This window comes from Amedibacillus sp. YH-ame6, assembly GCF_053848845.1.
Window position 1 is genome coordinate 19,131 of sequence record NZ_JBSPEZ010000013.1, and the last position, 18,763, is coordinate 37,893.

The window sequence follows — 18,763 nt, forward strand, 5'->3', positions numbered from 1 at the left end:
GAATATTGCAAAAGGAGGCCATGCTATGAATGATCTATTAAATTCGTTCTATCAAAAAGCTAGAGAACACAATGATATTGCCAACGATCTATATCGTACATTTGATGTAAAAAAGGGTCTTCGTAATGAGGATGGTACCGGTGTACGTGTCGGTTTAACAAAGATTGCAGACGTTGTCGGATATAAAATAGTTGAAAATGTAAAACAGGATGATGAAGGTAAACTCTATTATCGTGGTATCGAACTTCGTGATATAATCAAGGGTAGAAACTATGAAACGATATGCGGGTATGAAGAGACCTGCTTTTTATTACTTTTTGGCTACTTACCAAGTCAAAAAGAATTGGATGGTTTTTGTGAATTGTTGAGATCTCATTATGAATTGCCAAATGACTTTTTAGAATCTAAATTCTTACAAATGCCAGGTAAAAACATTATGAATCGTATCCAACAAGCGGTTCTTGGATTATATGATTATGATGACGCTCCAGATAACATCACTGTGGAAAACACATTGGAACAGGGAATTAATATTGTTGCGAAATTGCCATCTATTTTATGCTACGCTTATCAAAGTAAAATGCATAAATACAATAAAGAGTCATTGGTAATCCACCCTGCACAAGCACATTTATCAATTGCGGAAAATATTTTATACATGCTTCGTAAAGACCATAGCTTTTCAAAACTTGAAGCACAATTACTTGATATGATCTTAATCGTTCATGCGGATCATGGTGGAGGTAACAACTCAACTTTTACCAATGTGGTGATTTCTTCCACTGGAACAGATATCTATGCTTCTATCGTAGGTGCTATTGGTTCTTTAAAAGGGCCACGTCATGGAGGCGCAAACTTAAAAGTAAGTGGAATGATGCGTGCTGTTATCGATGAAATAGGATATTGTGAAAATGAAATCGAAATCAAAGCATTGATTTATCGTATTTTGCACAAGCAATTCTATGATTATTCTGGCTTAGTATACGGATTAGGACATGCAATTTATACGTTAAGTGATCCACGTAGTGAAGTATTACAAGGATATATCGAAAAATTAGCGGAAAAGAAAGGCAAAGAGAAAGAATATGCTTTCTATCAACGCTTTGAACAATGTGCGAAAGAAGTTATCCTAGATGTGAAAGGAATTAATGTTTCTAGTAACGTTGACTTCTATAGTGGCTTTGTATATGAAATGATGGGAATTCCTGAAGATTTGTTTACACCATTGTTTGTCATGGCTAGAACTGTTGGATGGCTTGCTCATAATATTGAAAATAAGTTGTACGATGGAAGAATTGTTCGTCCTGCGACGAAATATGTAGGAACAACAAAGAAATATATACCAATGGAGGAGAGAAATAATGAAGACGATAACAGTATTTAAAGGAGATGGCATCGGTCCTGAAATCTGTGATGCAGTATTAAAAATATTGGAGGCTGCAAAAGCCCCAATTACATATGAATGTTTCGAAGTTGGTGAAGCTGAGTATCACCGCAATGGAAAATTGATTCCAGATGAAGCATTCGCATCTTTTGAAAAAAACAAGATTCTTTTAAAAGCACCAATTACAACACCAATAGGAAAAGGATTTCGTTCATTAAATGTTACCTTGCGTAATCAATATGACTTATATGCAAATATTCGTCCAGCAAAATCAAATACTGCAGTAGTAACACCATTTCCAAATGTGGACATCGTTACTTTTAGAGAAAATACTGAAGATTTATACGTTGGAATTGAAGAACAAATAGATGCTGATACAGTTCATGCTAAGAAAATTATCACACGTAAAGCAAGTACAAGAATCATCCGTGATGCATTTGAATATGCAGTTGCGAATGATCGTAAGAAAGTTACTTGTGTACATAAGGCAAACATTTTAAAAATGAGTGATGGAATGTTCTTAGATATTTTTCAAGAAATTGCCAAAGAATATCCAAGTATCATTTCGGATGATAAAATTGTGGATAATGTTTGTATGCAATTGGTTATGCGTCCTGAAACATTCGATGTTATGGTAATGCCTAATCTTTATGGTGATATTGTTTCTGATTTGACTTCGGGTTTAATTGGTGGATTGGGATTGTTGCCTAGTTGCAATCTTGGAAATGACTATGCTATGTTTGAGGCAGTGCATGGTTCAGCACCAGATATTGCTGGTAAACATATTGCAAATCCTACAGCATTGTTATGGTCTGCATGTATGATGTTAGAACATCTTGGAGAACATGAAATTGCATTTAAGATTCGTAAAGCGGTAGATGAAGTACTTCAGGAAGCAAATGCATTAACTCCTGATTTACATGGAAATGCTAAGACAGAGGATTATCGAGATGCGATCATCTCACATTTAGAGAACTAGAATATATCTTATATTATATTGAAAGCGTTGGTTGTTTTGATTATTATATAGATACTAGGCATAGGTTGTGAAAACAACCATAAAGAAAGGGAACGAGGCGCTAGCTCGTTCCCTTTAGACGTTTGAAAGTAAAGAAACTAGCACATCATCTGTGCTAGTTTCTTATTTGTCCATCACCAAGAATAATGAATTTTTCATTTGTTAAAGACTTAAGTCCCATAGGGCCTCGAGCATGTAATTTCTGTGTACTTATACCTATCTCAGCACCTAAACCAAATTCAAAACCATCTGAGAAGCGAGTGGAAGCATTCGCATATACACAAGCACTATCAACTTCACGCAAAAATCTTTTAACATTAGTATAGTTTTCAGAAATGATGCTTTCACTATGATGAGTACTATATTTATTAATATGATGGATAGCTTCATCAAGAGAAATAACTCGTTTAATAGAAATTTCTAAATCGAGATATTCCTTGTAATAATCTTCTTCAATAGCAAGAATACACTCCTTATCCAGTTTACTAATATATTCATCCGCATGTATGACAACATGTTTTTCTTTTAGTTTTTGAAGTAATTTTATGGTGAAATCATCGGCTATACATTCATGAATCAAAACACTTTCTAACGCATTGCATACCGAAGTTCTTGTTGTTTTACCATTCAGTATAATAGCAGTAGCTTTTTCTAAATCTGCTTCTTTATCAACAAACACATGGCAATTACCAGTACCTGTCTCTAACACTGGTACAGTTGCTTGATCCACGGTAGTTTTTATTAAATTTGCGCCACCTCTTGGTATTAGAACATCTAAATACAGATTTAATTTCATAAACTTTGTTGCTGTTTCTCTAGAAGTGTCTTCGAGCAAAGTGATAATATCTTTGTTGAATCCACAATCTGTTAATGCTTTTCGCATCAGAGAAACAAGCACTACATTCGAATGTAGAATATCCTTAGACCCTCTCAACATAACTGCATTACCAGCTTTTAAACATAGAATGGCCGCATCAACCGTAACGTTGGGACGTGCTTCATAAATCATTCCAACAACCCCTAACGCCACTCGCATTTTACCAATCTGCAATCCATTAGATGTAGTCTTCATTTCGCTAATTTCACCAATAGGATCTTCTAGTTGCATAACTTGATAAATTCCTTCAATGATTTGTTCAATACGCGCTTGATCTAACTTCATACGATCAATCAAACCAGCATTCATTTGATTTGCGATTCCAGCCTCTATATCTTTTTTATTAGCTTCTATAATTTCTGCGCTATGATTGCGTAATTCATTTGCGATTGTTTCTAGTATTTTATTTTTTTCAAGTGAACTTGCGTTCATAATCTGCGCACTTGAAGATTTACAACGTTTCCCTAGTTCTTCTAATTGCATGATGATTCCTCCTCAATATCGAATAAAGTGCCTCGATAGTCATTGTTTAATATATCATACAGTATGGCAGGGCGTTCTCCATTACCAATAATCATAGGAATACCTCGTTCATTCGCAAATCTTGCGGCATGTATTTTCGTAACCATCCCACCAGTTCCATGTTTACTACCAGCACCTTTTGCCATAGATTCGATGGATTCATCGATAGTGCTTACCACAGGTATCAAATTTGCGTTTGAATTTTTTGAAGGGTCATCGTCAAAGAGACCGTCTATATCACTTAACAATATTAAAAGATCTGCATGGATAATAGAAGCAGTGACAGCACTTAATGTATCATTATCACCATATGCAATTTCATCTACAGCGACACTATCATTTTCATTTACAATAGGAATTACTCCATATTCTAAAAGAGTTTCTAATGTGTTAATTGCGTTTGTTCGCAATGTTTCATCATTGGTAACTGTTTTTGTTATCAATAATTGTGCGATTTTTTGTCCATATTGAGAGAAAAACTTATCATATATAAACATCAATTCACATTGACCAACAGAAGCAGCTGCTTGTTTTTCGCGCATCAAAGTTGGGCGTGATTTCATTTGTAGTTTACTTACTCCAGCACTAACTGCACCACTAGATACAAGAATAATATCCTTACCACTATTTTTAATATCACTCAACACCATAGCTAATTGATCGATCTTTTGAAAATTTAATCCACCATTTGCATGTGTTAAGGTAGATGAACCTACTTTCACAACAATTCTGTTAATATCTTTCATTTGTTTCATTTTCTTACAACCCCTTTGTAAATGTTTTCTTATATTATAGACGAGAATCTACACATAGGCAACTATTTCATTCATTTTAGAATATGTAGGAGGACTTTATATATGACGTAGGAAGGGTTTTTTTACTTCCTCATTTTGTAAGTTTTTATATGCGATGCATTTTCGAAAGGTATTTCCCATCATTTCATGTTCACGATAAAAGCGTAATTGTTCCATATCATATGTTACATAATATACGTCTTCACTCATATCGTCTGCCATCATCATTTCCATATCTAAACAATTTCCATCCCTGTCCCAAGCAATAGGAGAATATGCGCAAGAATTTCCAGCATTGTTCCCTGGCGCATTTGCCATCACAATTCCTGTCATGTTCTCGTATGCGCGTGTTTGTAGTGCACATAGGCGAGGTTTCATAGATCCACAATTGTTTGGTACTACTATAATCTCTGCACCGTTTAGCATCAATTCTCGGGCACTTTCAGGATATTCCCGATCATAACATATCATCACTCCCAATTGTATATTATTTAATGTACATACAGGAAAGGAAGTTCCATTTTCTATCATTTTCTCATCCGCAAAATCACACGTATGAACTTTATCATAGCGCAATAGGATATCTCCCTTAGAATCAATTATAAATGCCGTGTTTCTAGGTTTCTTTATTCCTTTTGTAAACGTCGTAATCACAACACTGATGGAAAGTTCTTTCGCTTTGGTACGAATACGCTGTATATAACAGGAATCTTCTTCTAGAGCTTCATAAGTAGAAATAGGGAAATGATAACCAGTTAAAAAGCATTCCGGAAAAAGAAGTAAATCTACCTGTTCCTTGGCAGCTTGTTCCATATAGAAAAGAGCTTTGTTTGTATTTCCTTCTAAGTTTCCATTTTCTGATAAAAGTTGAGCAACACCTATTTTAAAGTTTTTCATAATATCACCATATTCATAGTAACATAATTTTCAACTACCTAGTAGTAAAAGAGTTTTACTTGCGCAATAGGAATGATATACTATATTCAATAAGAGAGGTCGTGGTTTTATGAAATTACGAGATGTATACACGTGTCCCTTGGAGTTAACACATGATATGATGAAAGGGAAATGGAAACCAATCATCGTATGGCGTTTACGATTAGGACCAACTTCCTTGTCTAAGCTAGAACATGATATTGAAGGAATATCGCAGAAGATGTTGTTGGAACAGTTAAAAGAACTAATGGCTTTTTCCATAGTAGATAAAGAAGTATACGAAGGATATCCTTTACGTGTGGAATATTTTCTTACTTCGGAATTAGGAAATGAGATGTTACAAGCGTTGAGTATTCTTCAAAAGATTGGAATACATTATATGAAGACCCACGGTATGGAAGATGTATTAGAAGAGAAAGGGATTCTTTGATACACACAAAAAAGTGGGTAATTTACAAAGTTATCCTCCTTGTTTACACTATAGGTAGAACGAGGAGGATTTTTATATGATCATAACAAGTACAGGAATAATAAATGGTAAGATTGAGGATATGTATGGGAAAAGAGGCACACAGTTTAACGAAAATGGAATGCCAACATACTCTTTGCCTTTTAAAATCGAAGGAGCACCAGCAGAAACAAAAAGTTTTGCGATTGTATTAGAAGACAAAGACGCGATTCCAGTATCTGGTGGTTTTGTATGGACACATTGGGTTGCGGCAAATATTACTAGAATAGAGATTATGGAAAATGAAAGTCAAAGTGCGCTAGATTTTGTGCAAGGACTCAATAGTTGGACAAGTATACAAGGGGGAGAACAATCGAAAGAATTGTCGCGTTATTATGGAGGTATGGCACCACCAAATGCGCCGCATGAATATGAACTTCATGTTTATGCATTAGATACATTGTTGCAATTAGAAAATGGATTCTATATGAATGAAATGTTTCATAAGATGAAGGGACATATCCTAGAAGAAGGTGTTTTATATGGAGTATACGAAAATTAAGAAGATTGATCATGTAGTGTTAACAAGCAAACATGTAGAAGAATGTCTTGGCTTTTATAGAATGTTAGGATTTAAAGTTGTAGAGGAAGGTATGCGTTTTGCCTTATATGCTGGAGATTTTAAATTGAATGTGCATATAGAAGGACAAGAGTTAAAGCCCAATGCATATCTTGCAAAACCAGGGACATTGGATTTATGTTTTGAAATTGAGGACTCTTTAGATGAAATGATACATGCGTTGGATAAACAAGGGATAAAGACTTCTGAAATAGGAATCAAACATGGAGTATTGGGGGAGATGCATTCCTTTTATGTGCGTGATCCAGATCAGAATTTATTAGAATTCTGTAGTTATGAATAGCTTTCTATTTGCATTTGAAACTGTGTTTCCTTTATGCGCAATGTTGATGTTAGGTTTTTTAGCACAAAGGCTTCGTTGGATACAAGAGACAAGTGTACGACAGATGAATCAGGTTTGTTTTTATTTGTTTTTACCAATGTCTTTATTTTCAAGTGTATATCATAGTTCGTGGGAAAATATATCGTGGAAGTTGATTCTATTTGCAGTGGGTGTAGTGCTGCTTTCTTTCCTAGTTATTTTATGGATGGTACATCACTCATCAATGAAAAATATTCGAAAAGGTGTTGTTGTACAAGGGACTTTTCGTAGTAACTTTATTTTGTTTGGACTACCATTAACCATTTCTTTCTTTGGTGAACAACATGCAGGTACGACTGCTATATTAATTGCGTTTATAATACCTTTGTACAATGTTTTATCAATTCTTGTTTTACAAGGGTATGGAAATAGCAAATGTAGTGGAATCACCTTATTGAAGAAGACATGTAGCAATCCTTTGATTATTGGGGCAGCATGCGCATTTGTGTGTGTCACATGTAATGTAAGATTATTGAAACCGATAGAAGTTAGTGTTGAGATGATTGCGGATAGTGCAACGCCACTTGCCTTATTTCTACTAGGGGCTAGTTTTGTATGTGCTAAGGTTCGTCATAATCTTCATGTATTGATGCTTGTAAGTATTGGAAAACTTTTGATCTTACCGGGATGTGTGGTAGGACTTGCATGGTGGTTTGGATTTCGACAAGAAGCATTGATTGCTTTACTAGCGATGAGTGCAAGTCCGACGGCAGTGTCAAGTTTTACAATGGCACAAAGTATGAATATGGATCACGAATTAGCAGGACAAATCGTTGTGTTTACAACGCTATTTAGTATTCTGTCTTTATTCTTATGGATTAGTTTTATGAGAATGATAGGAGTATGAGATTTTTCTCTTATACTTTTTTATTCTTTTTAGCACTATAATGTTGACAGTGCTAAAATAATGTTTTATACTATTAGCAGACTTATATAAAGAGTGCTAATAGGAGGTTGCGAACATGGCAAAAAACAAACAGTTTAAAGCAGAATCGAAACGACTTTTGGATCTAATGATCAATTCTATTTATACGCATAAGGAAATTTTCTTACGTGAATTAATTTCCAATGCAAGTGATGCAATTGATAAGCTATATTATGAAGCATTATCTAATAACATCAGTGGAATTAATCGTAGTGAGTTTAAGATTCATTTAGATGTAGATAAAGAGAACCGTGCATTAACCATTAGCGATAATGGGATTGGTATGACAAAAGAGGAGTTAGAGGAAAACCTTGGTACCATTGCGAAGAGTGGTTCTTTAGCTTTTAAAGAAGGCTTAAATGAGGAAGACGCAAAAGATGAAGCTGTAGATATCATTGGACAATTCGGTGTTGGATTTTATTCTGCATTCATGGTAGCTTCTCGTGTAGAAGTGCATACCAAAAAGTATGGAGAAGAAAAAGCATATATCTGGAGCAGCAACGCAGTAGATGGATACAGTATTGAAGAAACTACCAAAGAAGAACATGGTACAACTATCACATTGTATTTAAAAGACAATAGTGAAGATGAAAACTACGATGAGTATTTACAGCAATATGAAATTGAACGTTTGATTAAGAAGTACTCTGACTATATCCGATTCCCAATTGAGATGATGGTAGAAGAACAAAAACGCATCGAAGTTGAAAATGAAGATGAAAAAGAAAATGAAGAACCAAAATATGAAACTGTTCATGAATTAAAAACTTTGAACTCTATGATTCCTTTATGGAAACGTAGTAAATCTGATATTACGAAGGAAGAATACAATGAATTTTATCAAGATAAATTCAATGACTTCCACGAACCACAAAAAGTCATTCATACGAGTGTAGAAGGTGCAGTATCATTCTCAACACTATTATTTATTCCTGGAAAGGCGCCTTACAATTACTACCAACAAGATTACAAAAAAGGTCTTCAGTTATATAGCCGTGGTGTGTTCATTATGGACAATGCAGAAGAGTTGATTCCAGAACACTTCCGTTTTGTTAAGGGATTGGTTGATTCTCAAGATCTTTCATTGAACATTTCTCGTGAAATGTTACAACACGATCGTCAATTAAAAGTTATTGCAAATCGTATTGAAAAGAAAGTAAAATCAGAATTGTTGTTGATGTTAAAGAACGAACGTGAAGAATATGAAACGTTCTGGAAGAATTTTGGATTACAGATTAAATTCGGTGTATACAACGATTTCGGTGCCAATAAGGAATTGTTAGAAGACTTGTTGTTGTTCTATTCTTCAAAAGAAGAGAAACTTGTAACACTTGATGAATATATCAATCGTATGGAAGAAGGACAAGATTCTATTTACTTTATGAGTGGAGAGAAAATTGATGCGATTAACCAATTGCCACAAGTTAAGAAAGTAAAAGAAAAAGGTTATGAAATCTTATATCTAACAGATAACGTAGATGAATTCGCATTGCAAATTCTAGGTGCTTATAAAGAAAAGAAATTCAAAAATATCTCACAAGGTGATTTGGATTTAAGCAGTGAAGAAGAAAAGAAAGAATTAGAAAAGAAAAGTGAAGAAAACAAGGATATGTTAACTGGTATCAAAGAAGCATTAGGTGATAAAGTTAAAGAAGTAAAAGTATCCTCTCGTTTGATTGATGATCCTGTGTGCTTGAGTAGTGAAGAGGGAATGTCTTTTGAAATGGAAAAGGTATTGAGCGCAATGCCAGATGCAAATCCATATGGTATGAAAGCGACTCGTATTTTGGAAATCAATCCAGATCATGAGATCTTCAAAGCATTACAAAAAGTTTATGCTCAAGATAAGGATGCTGTAAAAGATTATGCAGACTTATTATATGATCAAGCGTTGTTAATCGAAGGGTTCCCAATTGAAAGTCCAACAGAATTTTCTAAGAAAATCTGTGAATTTATGATTCGCGCAAGTAAATAAAAAGAGCAAAGGACATATGAAACAACATGTGTCTTTTCTTTTGCAAGTTATTTTCTATAATACAGGAACAAAAAAATAAAAAGTTCATAAGAGGGGAATTTTTGCTAGGCAAATAACATAGTGTATGGTACTATGTTAGTTAGAAAAAGGGAGGATTTAATATGAGAAAACGTAGTCTTGTAAGTATGGTTATATTATCCATTATTACTTGTGGCATTATGCAATTAGTATATTTTTACCAAGTAATGTCGGATATCAACTATGCTAGTAAAGAGAATGATACAGCAGGTACAGATTTGCTTCTTACGATCATTACATGTGGTCTTTGGGGAATTTACTGTTATTGGAAGTATTCTAAGAAACTCGTAAATCTTGGAGGAGAAGATAACTCCATCATCAATGTAATTTTAGCCGTTCTTGGTTTTCAAATCATATCATTGATTATTTTACAAAGCAGTATCAATAACTTAATCGATCGTCAAAGTTCTTATTAGTGTTATGAAGAAGTATCGTGATCGTATTGCATTAGGTATTGGGATTTTCATTCTATTATTCTTTATTGGAAATGCCTGTCCCATTGAACATATGTTTGGAGTACCTTGTCCTGGCTGTAATATGTTTACTGCTTTATATTGGCTTTTAAGAGGCAATATAGAGACTGCGACGTATTATCATCCAGCTTGGTTGTTTTTCCTAATATACGCAGGTATATGCGCTTTTCTGTTTTATAAATATAAAGTAGATATGAAACAAACCATTGCCTTTAAGAGTGCTACTACGGTATTCTTGATTGTGTTTATTGGTATCTATGTAGTACGTATGATTACGGTATTTCCAAATATGCCTATGCAATTTAATGAACAGGCAATCTTCGTAAAGCTATTCCATCTATTCTAGGTGGAATTTTCTTTTTATATAGAGCTTCATCATGTATAATATACCTATAGATAGGATGTGCGTTAAATGATTAAAAATATCGTATTTGACATTGGAAATGTATTGGTTACATTTCATCCAATGGCTCACTTTTTACCCCATTTTAAAGATGAAGAAAAGACAAAACAGCTCTGCCATCAGGTGTTTTCACATGATGCTTGGGGATGGTATGATCAAGGGTTAAAAACTATGGATGAGCTCCATGAAATCTACCAAGAAACATATCCTATACAATATGAAGATATCTCCTACATATTACAACACTGGCTTCCTCTTATGAAATTTATGCCGGAAACGTTTGCCTATATGAAGGAACTAAAGACAAGAGGATTTCATTTGTATTTACTCTCTAATATAAGTAAAGATTCTGCAGATTATTTGAAGGGATGCATGCCTTTTTTTGAAATTGTGGATGGAGAAATACTATCTTATGCATATAAAGTAAATAAACCAGATGTAAAGATTTATCAAGCTTTATTTGATACATATTCTTTGATTCCTGAAGAAACGATATTTTTCGACGATAACTTGCCTAATATCGAACAAGCGAATCGATTGAAAGTGCATGGTGTATTATTTGAAAATTTAGAAGATGCGAAAAAGAAAGCAGAAGAAATAATTGGGAGTTTAAAACTATGTTAAAAGAAGGACAGATTGTAAAAGGTACTATTAAATATATAGATGAATTTGGGAATGGTGTTCTTGTACAAGGGAAAGATCATGTCTTATTACGAAATGTATTTGTGAATGAAGAAGTTTCAGCAATTATCAAGAAGCGTATTCAAAAAGGATATGTTGCACAAATTAAGCAAATGATAAAACCCTCGAAAGATCGAGTGAAACCAGAATGTGGAATTTATGAACGCTGTGGTAGTTGCCATTTGATGCATATGAAAAAAGATGTACAAAGCAAGTATAAAAAGAACATGATTGAAGAGCTTTGTAAGAAGGCAAAACTATCTATCAAGGTAGAAGATGTTTGTACTATGAAAGATCCTTACCATTATCGTAATAAAATCATTGTAGGCTTTCAAAAAGATAAGCAACGTCATATACAGGCAGGATTCTACGAAGAATTTTCTCATAGAATTATACCGTATAAAGATTGTCATTTACACCCATCCATATGTGATGAAATTATACAGACGATCACTCGCTTGTTAGAAAAATTTCGAGTGGAATTATATAATGAAGACAAACGAAGTGGTATGTTAAGACATGTGTTGATTCGTTATGGAAAAATTAGTAAACAAATTATGGTAGTTTTAGTTGTTCAATCCAACGTGTTTCCAGCACGTAAGAATTTCATACAAGTTTTACTTAAGGAGCACCCAGAGATTACCACCATTATTCAAAATGTAAACTCTAGAAAAACAAGCGTTGTGCTTGGAAATGAAGAACGCGTACTTTATGGACAAGGCTATATAGAGGATACCTTATGTGGATGCACCTATCGTATTTCCGCAAAATCATTTTATCAAATCAATCATGAACAAACCGAAGTTCTCTACAAAATGGCCATCGAACGTTTGCATTTACAAGGAAATGAAAAAGTATTAGATGCGTATTGTGGGATTGGAACGATTGGCATGTATGCATCTCAATTCGCAAAAGAAGTGATTGGTGTCGAAATTAATAAGGATGCCATTGCGGATGCGAAAGTAAATGCAAAACTGAATGCAATTCATAATATACATTTCCAATGCGATGATGCGGGGAAGTATATGCAAAAGATGGCAGCTAAGAGAGAGAAGTTAGACGTTGTCATTATGGATCCTCCAAGAAATGGGAGCAGCGAGGCATTTATTCAAAGTGTGGCGATGTTAAAAGTAAAAGAAGTATTATATATTTCTTGTAATCCTGAAACGCAAATTCAAGATATAAAACTCTTTCAAAAGATGGGATATCAAACAGAAGGGACTATGCAACTTGTGGACATGTTTCCTTTTACAGAACATGTAGAAAGCATCGTGAAATTAGTGAGAAATAAATAGAGGAACAAATTAGAATTTATAGAGGTGGATAGAATAAATGAAAACAATTACTATTTGTGGCAGTATGAAATTTTCAAAGGAAATGAAAAAAGTAGCTTTTGAATTAGAAAGCATAAAAGGATATAATGTTTTACAATGTACTTATAACGAGCTAAATGTTGATATTACTGCAATAATGTTGGAAAATCTTAAACAAGCACACTTTAGAAAAATTGATATGAGTGACATGATTTATGTAGTAGATGTAAATGATTATATTGGTAATTCGGTTAGGTCAGAAATTGAATATGCAAAAAATCATCACAAAGAAGTTGTGTTTTATAGTGAAAGTGTTTTGTAAACAATCCTGCAAATTCCAGTTTGTTTAATAAAGAATAAGTTTAAAATGGAATAGGTGATTTTCAATATTTTTTGATTATAGCTAGAATGCATAATTAAAAAGACGCATTTCTTCAATGAGATAAGTCCAACGATATGACGTCTAAAAATGACATACAGTCCATGTGGAAAGTGTTGTGAAATTGGTAAAGATAAAATAGAATTACAAATTAGAATTTGTCGGAGAGAATGTGAAACTTGTATGGTATAGAAAATAAGCCTAGATGCGAAATAGATATCGTTTCTTAATAAAAAAAAGATTTGTGTTGAAATTAAATATTCTCGAGTGACGGATATGGCTGTTAAAAGAATATATGAAGTTTTGGAACATAGTAATATGCAACCAATACTAGTAACAGCATTTAATGTTAAAGAAAGTAGGAAGAAGTTTTTTCAAGAAATGTATCCAAATTTAATAGTAATTACTCAAAAAGAAGTATAAACTACGGAAAAATTTTTATATTCTAAAACATTACGAAGCGTTGCGGTAATAATATCTGCAAATGGTTATAGTGAAAATGTATATTGGGCTGCAAAAGGATGTTTAAGCGAAAATGGAAAACTTATTATTTTGCTAAAAATAGATGATTTGATAGAAATGAATAAAATTAAAAATAATCTAGAGAACCCTTTGAATTATTTATTAGATAGAGTAGATGGATTCCTTTTAGATTTGGAAAAATAATTTGATACTTTCTATATGAAAGTTCTATAAATTCACCTTTGTAGTATAGATGTAGACAACAATTAAATTAAGAATTTGTTAAGGAGGTAAAGTATGGATAACAACGAAATTCAATTATTTGAAAACAAAAAAATCAGAAGTGTCTGGGATGTTGAACAAGAAGAATGGTATTTCTCTATTATTGATGTTGTTGAAGCACTTGCAGAAAGTATTGATCCTAAGCAATATGTTAAAAAAATGAGAAAACGTGATCCTGAATTAAATGCTAACTGGGGTACAATTTGTACCCCAGTTAAAATGGTTTCAAAGGATGGAAAGAAAAGAGCTATTCAAGCAGCTAGTATAGAAGGTATACTACGAGTTATTCAATCAATTTCTTCACCTAAAGCGGAGCCTTTTAAAATTTGGTTGTCAAGAGTGGGGGCGGAGCGTATTGAAGAAACTATCGACCCAGAATTAACAATAGAACGAGCCCTTGCAACATATTTACAAAAGGGCTATAGTCGTGAATGGATCAATCAAAGGTTACAAGCAATTCAAGTACGAAAAGAGTTGACGGATGAGTGGAATGATAGAGGGGTAAAAGAAGGAAAAGAATATGCTATTTTGACGAACGAAATAACAAGAGCATGGTCTGGAATGAACACGAAACAATACAAGAAGTTGAAGAATTTGAAAAAAGAAAATTTAAGAGACAATATGAGCACGACTGAACTTGTTTTGAATATGCTTGCTGAAACATCAACTACTGATATTTCAAAAGAGGAAAGACCAGTAACTTTTGACGACAATAAAGATATAGCTCGCCGAGGTGGAAGTGTTGCAGGAATTGCGAGAAAGGCATTGGAAGAAGAAACAGGAAAACCAGTTATTACTTCGATGAATGCAATTGACTTTGCAAAGCTAATAAGTGATGTTATAAGTAATGTAGAAGAAGAAAAAAACGAAAATGAGGTAATAGTCATATAATATAGTGTATTTTAAATTTTTTCGATTGTAGCCAGAATGCACTATCAAAAAAGCATTTCTTAATGGGATAAGTTGCTTATGTGGCGTCTAAAAGTGACCTATAGTCCATGTAGAATCCGTCGTGAAATTTGTAAGAAAGCAATAAAGGTAGAGATTAGAATTTGCAATAGAACATATTTATACTGGAGGAATTAGTAATGCAAGATTTTTTGAAGCATTAGCAAGTGAAAGTAAAAATATAGTATTACCAGAAGCATTTAACTATTTTGGAAAACTTATTGGTGGTTGGGCTATAGGCTTTATAGAAAGTAACTTACAAATTCACTTTGCAGTACAGATATAGGAAATAATTTAATGTAATTTCTTGTTTACACTAAACATTATAAAGGAGAGTTTCAATGGAGATAAATACAATCAATGAGTATATTGCTCAGTTTTCACAGGAAGATGCGAAACGTATGCAACTTCTATATGCAACTATTAAAGAAGTTTGCCCTGAAGCAGAGGAGAGAATGAGTTGGAAAATGCCAACGTTTGTATATTGTGGCTTTAATCTGGTTCATTTTGCGAAGGCAAAACATCATATTGGCTTTTATCCTGCGAATACTGGTGTGAGTATGTTTCAAGATTGTTTAAAAGATTTTGTATGTACTAAAGGATCAATTCATTTAGATGATAAAAAAGATATTCCTATCACACTTATTAAGGAGATTGTGGAATTTCGTATGAAGGAAAATGAGCAATATGCAATAGAAAGAGAAGAAGCTAAGAAGTCAAAGAAAAAGAAGGAAGCAAAATAAAAAGTGCCGAGGGGCACTTTTCTTGTTTTATTAGGTGAAACGTGGGTTTATAATCTTTTCAATAGTGGTGATACTTTCTTATATCCTATAAACACCACAGCACTGACCATAATTCCTTTGATCAAATTAAAAGGGACTACACAGATCATAATGAGTGCAAACAAACCATCTATGTTAGAATTTACTGCTTTTCCCATTGTCAATATGATATCTAATGGAATTTTTGCGAACATTGTATATGCTGGAATCAATACAAAATAATTCAAGATAGCACCGACGATGGTCATAAGAACAACACCTAAGCATAAACCAATGAGAGCATGTTTTTTGCTTTTGTCTTTTTGATAGATAATGACAGCTGGTAAAACAAGGGAACATCCAATTAGAAAGTTCGCAAATTCACCAACTCCTGCGGTAATAGTACCGTTGATCATTAGATTTAAAATAACCTTAAGTCCTTCAATACAAACAGCAGCCCATGGTCCCAATGCAAATCCACCAATGAGTACTACGACTTCACTGAAGTCTAATTGGTAAAACGTTGGTGCGATTGGTAATGGAAACTCGAACATCATCAGAATAAAGGATAAAGCTCCTAGAATACTGATTTTGGTAATTGCATGAATGTTCATGCGGTTTTTTGTTGAAACATATGCTGACATGATATTTTCCTCCTCTACATATCGTTCACATATCCTTTTTTATAACAAAAAAAGGTCTTTCAACAAAACCTTTAGGGAATTACATAAAAAAATACACTTCTTTCATCCAGACTTTACTGTCGCCACCGGAATTACACTCGGTTCCTGCCATACATGGCTCGCGGGGTTTACCGCCGATTGGGAATTTCACCCGACCCTGAAGTTTTTGTCACGGATATCATAACAGGAATTTATTTTCTTGTCAACGCAGATGATTTATTTACAAGTATGTTTGTTTTTGTCATACCAATAGATAAGCTTTCCACAATGAGGACAAGTATGTTCTATCGTTTTTTGATGCACCCATGCATCTATACCGATGCTTTTCATCAAAGTAAGATCATGAATTACTTCTTCATGGTGACCAATACCATTTTGATAATGACACTTTTTAAAATTTAAAAGGCGTTCACAAGGCATATCTGCACATTCACTACAACGTGTTACTCGATGGTGTTTTGCACAAGCACGAAAGCCATTGGCGCATGTTTCACAGTCTCCTCTAACATGGGCGGATAAACATCCATGACAGCTTGTTGGATAACAAGGACAAGTTCCACAAAACAATCCACATATGGCAGCGGTATCTTGGTTAGGTTTCATTTTATCACTTCCTGTTGTCATTATAACATAAGAATATATTGACTTTGTATTGGAAAGTTATATAATATATTTAACTAAATAGTTAAATATCGATAGGAGGCGATTTCATGTCAGATGTATTTAAGGCTTTATCAGATCCAACAAGAAGAAAGATTTTACAACTTCTAAGAGCACAGGATCTATCAGCGGGAGATATTTCAAAAGAATTTGAGATGTCCAAACCTGCCATATCCAAACATTTGGATATATTAAAAAATGCAGATTTAATAGACTGTGTAAAACGTGGTCAATTTGTTGTATATTCAATCAATACAACGGCCTTACAAAATACACTGCAAGATTTTTTAAGTTTTTTTGAACATACCAAGAGTGAGGCTGTAGAACTTAAACAACAAAATGAAAAGTTATAGTTTGTATTTATGTTCTTTACGCAAGAGTGTATGAGAGCGAGGGGAAATGGTTATGAAGAAGAATAGAAGTGTATTAAATGTTTGCACAGTTGTGATGATTGTACTTGGCGTACTTTCTAATTATTTTGATTTGCTTCGTTATGTTTTTGTTGGTATGGTGTTATTGATTCAATGGTATCTGTTTCATCATGCGGATGTTTTTTCAAATTATGAAAAAGGAAGCCCAAAATGGAAGACGTATCGTTACTTGTCAGCTTTTTCGATGTTGATAGTGGTTGTGGTGTATTGTTATAGCTACTTCATTGCTCCTACTTCTATGAATGAAGATCGAAATTCTTATTTGTTTTTGATTTTGTTGGTAGGCGTACTTGGAAATCTTTCACCTAAGATTGGCTATAATAGAACATTAGGATTGCGATTGCCATGGACTTTACAAAATGAGCATACTTGGCGATATGCGCATCGTATGGTTGGATACTGTACAATTCCATGTTTGATTGTTATGATGGTTGGATACTTTTTAGATAGTAAAGAATGTATGGCGATGGGAGTATTGTTATGGTGTTTTATACCTGGACTTTTATCTTATCGTTTTGATCAAAGGAGAAAAAACAATGAAAAACAGGCTTTATGATATGAAATTTATGGTGTTTTTACCTTTTGTAATTAGCCTTGTCTCCACGTTCATCTTATTGTTTTATTTGCCTATGGATATGCCGATGCAGTTTGCGGGAGATGGAAGTGTGAATTGGAGTATGAATAAATATCTTGGTGTATGGCTAATTCCAGCAATTGGGTTTGTTATTTGTAGAGGATACCAAAAGGGAAGTGGATTGGATCTACGTGTTGTATTATTATCATGGTTACTCAATATTTTAAATATAGCTTTTTTAGTGTATACTGCATTTCTTAGGTAGATTGTGTGAAACTATCTTAAATTTGCGTATCTCATGGAATTTCCTTAATTGAAGTGATATAATGAGTCCCGATGGAAGGAGATTTTATCATGAGATGGTTACAAAATTTTATGAGAGGGAGATACGGTCCTGATCAGTTATCTTTTTTTCTATTAGCATTATACTTGGTGATCACCATTGTGTCTTCATTCTTACGATTACCGATCCTAACATATTTATCTTTGATTCTAATGTTTTGGTGTTGGTTTCGAATTCTAAGCAGAAAGACGTACAAAAGATCTGCGGAAAATACAAAATTTTTACGTATGGTGTTTCCAATCACAAGTCGTTTTCGCTCCTTAAAGAAAAGGTTTCGTGATCGTAAATTCTATAAATATTATAAATGCCCAAGTTGTAAACAGGAACTGCGTGTTCCAAAAGGGAAAGGTGAAATTACAATCACTTGTCCAAAATGTAAGACAAAGTTTGATAAACGCACATAAAAGGATAT

23 protein-coding genes and 1 riboswitch are annotated in these 18,763 nt (G+C 33.7%); of the genes, 18 read left to right on the forward strand and 5 right to left on the reverse strand.

What is annotated here, in order from left to right:
• The first annotated feature begins 25 nt into the window (after positions 1–25).
• Together ACWG0P_RS09520 and ACWG0P_RS09525 are read left to right on the forward strand one after the other, a co-directional pair.
• Positions 26–1,384: a citrate synthase gene (locus ACWG0P_RS09520; RefSeq protein WP_455789580.1), complete on the forward strand. Its 1,359-nt coding sequence runs from the start codon at positions 26–28 to the stop codon at positions 1,382–1,384.
• The gene (locus ACWG0P_RS09525) at positions 1,362–2,363 is read left to right on the forward strand and encodes an isocitrate/isopropylmalate dehydrogenase family protein (protein WP_455801519.1); all 1,002 of its coding nucleotides are present in this window, start codon (positions 1,362–1,364) and stop codon (positions 2,361–2,363) included. The genes ACWG0P_RS09520 and ACWG0P_RS09525 overlap by 23 nt, the downstream gene beginning before the upstream one ends.
• Before the next feature lie 154 nt (positions 2,364–2,517).
• Here ACWG0P_RS09525 and ACWG0P_RS09530 read toward each other — a convergent pair whose 3' ends face one another.
• The 3 genes from ACWG0P_RS09530 to ACWG0P_RS09540 form a co-directional block, all read right to left on the reverse strand.
• Complete coding sequence (locus tag ACWG0P_RS09530) at positions 2,518–3,762, reverse strand: glutamate-5-semialdehyde dehydrogenase (RefSeq protein WP_455801520.1); 1,245 nt, start codon at positions 3,760–3,762, stop codon at positions 2,518–2,520.
• Positions 3,753–4,556: a glutamate 5-kinase gene (gene proB / locus ACWG0P_RS09535; protein ID WP_455801521.1), complete on the reverse strand. Its 804-nt coding sequence runs from the start codon at positions 4,554–4,556 to the stop codon at positions 3,753–3,755. The genes ACWG0P_RS09530 and proB overlap by 10 nt, the downstream gene beginning before the upstream one ends.
• Before the next feature lie 96 nt (positions 4,557–4,652).
• On the reverse strand, positions 4,653–5,492 hold the full coding sequence (locus ACWG0P_RS09540; RefSeq protein WP_455801522.1) for a carbon-nitrogen hydrolase family protein: 840 nt from the start codon (positions 5,490–5,492) through the stop codon (positions 4,653–4,655).
• Between the two features lie 109 nt (positions 5,493–5,601).
• Between ACWG0P_RS09540 and ACWG0P_RS09545 the strand changes: the two genes are divergently transcribed.
• From ACWG0P_RS09545 to ACWG0P_RS09600, 12 genes are all read left to right on the forward strand, one after another.
• The gene (locus tag ACWG0P_RS09545; RefSeq protein ID WP_455801523.1) at positions 5,602–5,961 is read left to right on the forward strand and encodes a winged helix-turn-helix transcriptional regulator; all 360 of its coding nucleotides are present in this window, start codon (positions 5,602–5,604) and stop codon (positions 5,959–5,961) included.
• 76 nt (positions 5,962–6,037) lie between these two features.
• Positions 6,038–6,541, forward strand: coding sequence for a YbhB/YbcL family Raf kinase inhibitor-like protein (locus tag ACWG0P_RS09550; RefSeq protein ID WP_455801524.1), 504 nt, complete (start codon positions 6,038–6,040; stop codon positions 6,539–6,541).
• Entirely contained in the window at positions 6,522–6,902 is a 381-nt protein-coding gene (locus ACWG0P_RS09555) for a VOC family protein (protein WP_455801525.1), read from the forward strand. The genes ACWG0P_RS09550 and ACWG0P_RS09555 overlap by 20 nt, the downstream gene beginning before the upstream one ends.
• Positions 6,895–7,827: an AEC family transporter gene (locus tag ACWG0P_RS09560; RefSeq protein WP_455801526.1), complete on the forward strand. Its 933-nt coding sequence runs from the start codon at positions 6,895–6,897 to the stop codon at positions 7,825–7,827. Before ACWG0P_RS09555 ends, ACWG0P_RS09560 begins: the two co-directional genes overlap by 8 nt.
• A 115-nt stretch (positions 7,828–7,942) precedes the next feature.
• On the forward strand, positions 7,943–9,880 hold the full coding sequence (gene htpG, locus ACWG0P_RS09565) for a molecular chaperone HtpG (RefSeq protein WP_455789569.1): 1,938 nt from the start codon (positions 7,943–7,945) through the stop codon (positions 9,878–9,880).
• A 161-nt stretch (positions 9,881–10,041) separates the two neighbouring features.
• Complete coding sequence (locus tag ACWG0P_RS09570; protein ID WP_455801527.1) at positions 10,042–10,374, forward strand: DUF4234 domain-containing protein; 333 nt, start codon at positions 10,042–10,044, stop codon at positions 10,372–10,374.
• Between the two features lie 4 nt (positions 10,375–10,378).
• Positions 10,379–10,777, forward strand: coding sequence for a DUF2752 domain-containing protein (locus ACWG0P_RS09575; protein WP_455801528.1), 399 nt, complete (start codon positions 10,379–10,381; stop codon positions 10,775–10,777).
• Positions 10,778–10,843: 66 nt separating this feature from the next.
• Positions 10,844–11,458 (forward strand): HAD family hydrolase, encoded by a 615-nt coding sequence (locus tag ACWG0P_RS09580; RefSeq protein ID WP_455801529.1) that lies wholly within the window; start codon positions 10,844–10,846, stop codon positions 11,456–11,458.
• Entirely contained in the window at positions 11,452–12,810 is a 1,359-nt protein-coding gene (gene rlmD, locus ACWG0P_RS09585) for a 23S rRNA (uracil(1939)-C(5))-methyltransferase RlmD (protein WP_455801530.1), read from the forward strand. The genes ACWG0P_RS09580 and rlmD overlap by 7 nt, the downstream gene beginning before the upstream one ends.
• A 37-nt stretch (positions 12,811–12,847) precedes the next feature.
• Positions 12,848–13,150 carry a hypothetical protein gene (locus tag ACWG0P_RS09590; protein WP_455801531.1) on the forward strand — a complete coding sequence of 101 codons (303 nt, stop codon included), beginning with the start codon at positions 12,848–12,850 and terminating at the stop codon, positions 13,148–13,150.
• A gap of 816 nt (positions 13,151–13,966) precedes the next feature.
• Entirely contained in the window at positions 13,967–14,842 is an 876-nt protein-coding gene (locus ACWG0P_RS09595; protein ID WP_455801532.1) for a BRO family protein, read from the forward strand.
• A 398-nt stretch (positions 14,843–15,240) separates the two neighbouring features.
• Positions 15,241–15,642: an iron chaperone gene (locus ACWG0P_RS09600; protein ID WP_455801533.1), complete on the forward strand. Its 402-nt coding sequence runs from the start codon at positions 15,241–15,243 to the stop codon at positions 15,640–15,642.
• Positions 15,643–15,689: 47 nt separating this feature from the next.
• Here the strand turns inward: ACWG0P_RS09600 and ACWG0P_RS09605 are convergent, their stop codons facing one another.
• Both ACWG0P_RS09605 and ACWG0P_RS09610 read right to left on the reverse strand, forming a co-directional pair.
• On the reverse strand, positions 15,690–16,304 hold the full coding sequence (locus ACWG0P_RS09605) for an ECF transporter S component (RefSeq protein ID WP_455801534.1): 615 nt from the start codon (positions 16,302–16,304) through the stop codon (positions 15,690–15,692).
• Positions 16,305–16,394: 90 nt separating this feature from the next.
• Positions 16,395–16,512: riboswitch (FMN riboswitch) on the reverse strand.
• Positions 16,513–16,559: 47 nt separating this feature from the next.
• Positions 16,560–16,946, reverse strand: coding sequence for a DUF3795 domain-containing protein (locus ACWG0P_RS09610; protein WP_455789560.1), 387 nt, complete (start codon positions 16,944–16,946; stop codon positions 16,560–16,562).
• 107 nt (positions 16,947–17,053) lie between these two features.
• Between ACWG0P_RS09610 and ACWG0P_RS09615 the strand changes: the two genes are divergently transcribed.
• The 4 genes from ACWG0P_RS09615 (at position 17,054) to ACWG0P_RS09630 (ending at position 18,755) form a co-directional block, all read left to right on the forward strand.
• Complete coding sequence (locus ACWG0P_RS09615; RefSeq protein ID WP_455789558.1) at positions 17,054–17,356, forward strand: autorepressor SdpR family transcription factor; 303 nt, start codon at positions 17,054–17,056, stop codon at positions 17,354–17,356.
• Between the two features lie 52 nt (positions 17,357–17,408).
• A complete protein-coding gene (locus ACWG0P_RS09620; protein ID WP_455801535.1) occupies positions 17,409–17,990 on the forward strand; it encodes an SdpI family protein in 582 nt (193 codons plus the stop codon).
• On the forward strand, positions 17,971–18,273 hold the full coding sequence (locus tag ACWG0P_RS09625) for a DUF1648 domain-containing protein (protein ID WP_455801536.1): 303 nt from the start codon (positions 17,971–17,973) through the stop codon (positions 18,271–18,273). The genes ACWG0P_RS09620 and ACWG0P_RS09625 overlap by 20 nt, the downstream gene beginning before the upstream one ends.
• 89 nt (positions 18,274–18,362) lie before the next feature.
• Positions 18,363–18,755, forward strand: coding sequence for a hypothetical protein (locus tag ACWG0P_RS09630; protein WP_455801537.1), 393 nt, complete (start codon positions 18,363–18,365; stop codon positions 18,753–18,755).
• The last annotated feature ends 8 nt before the right edge of the window (positions 18,756–18,763 follow it).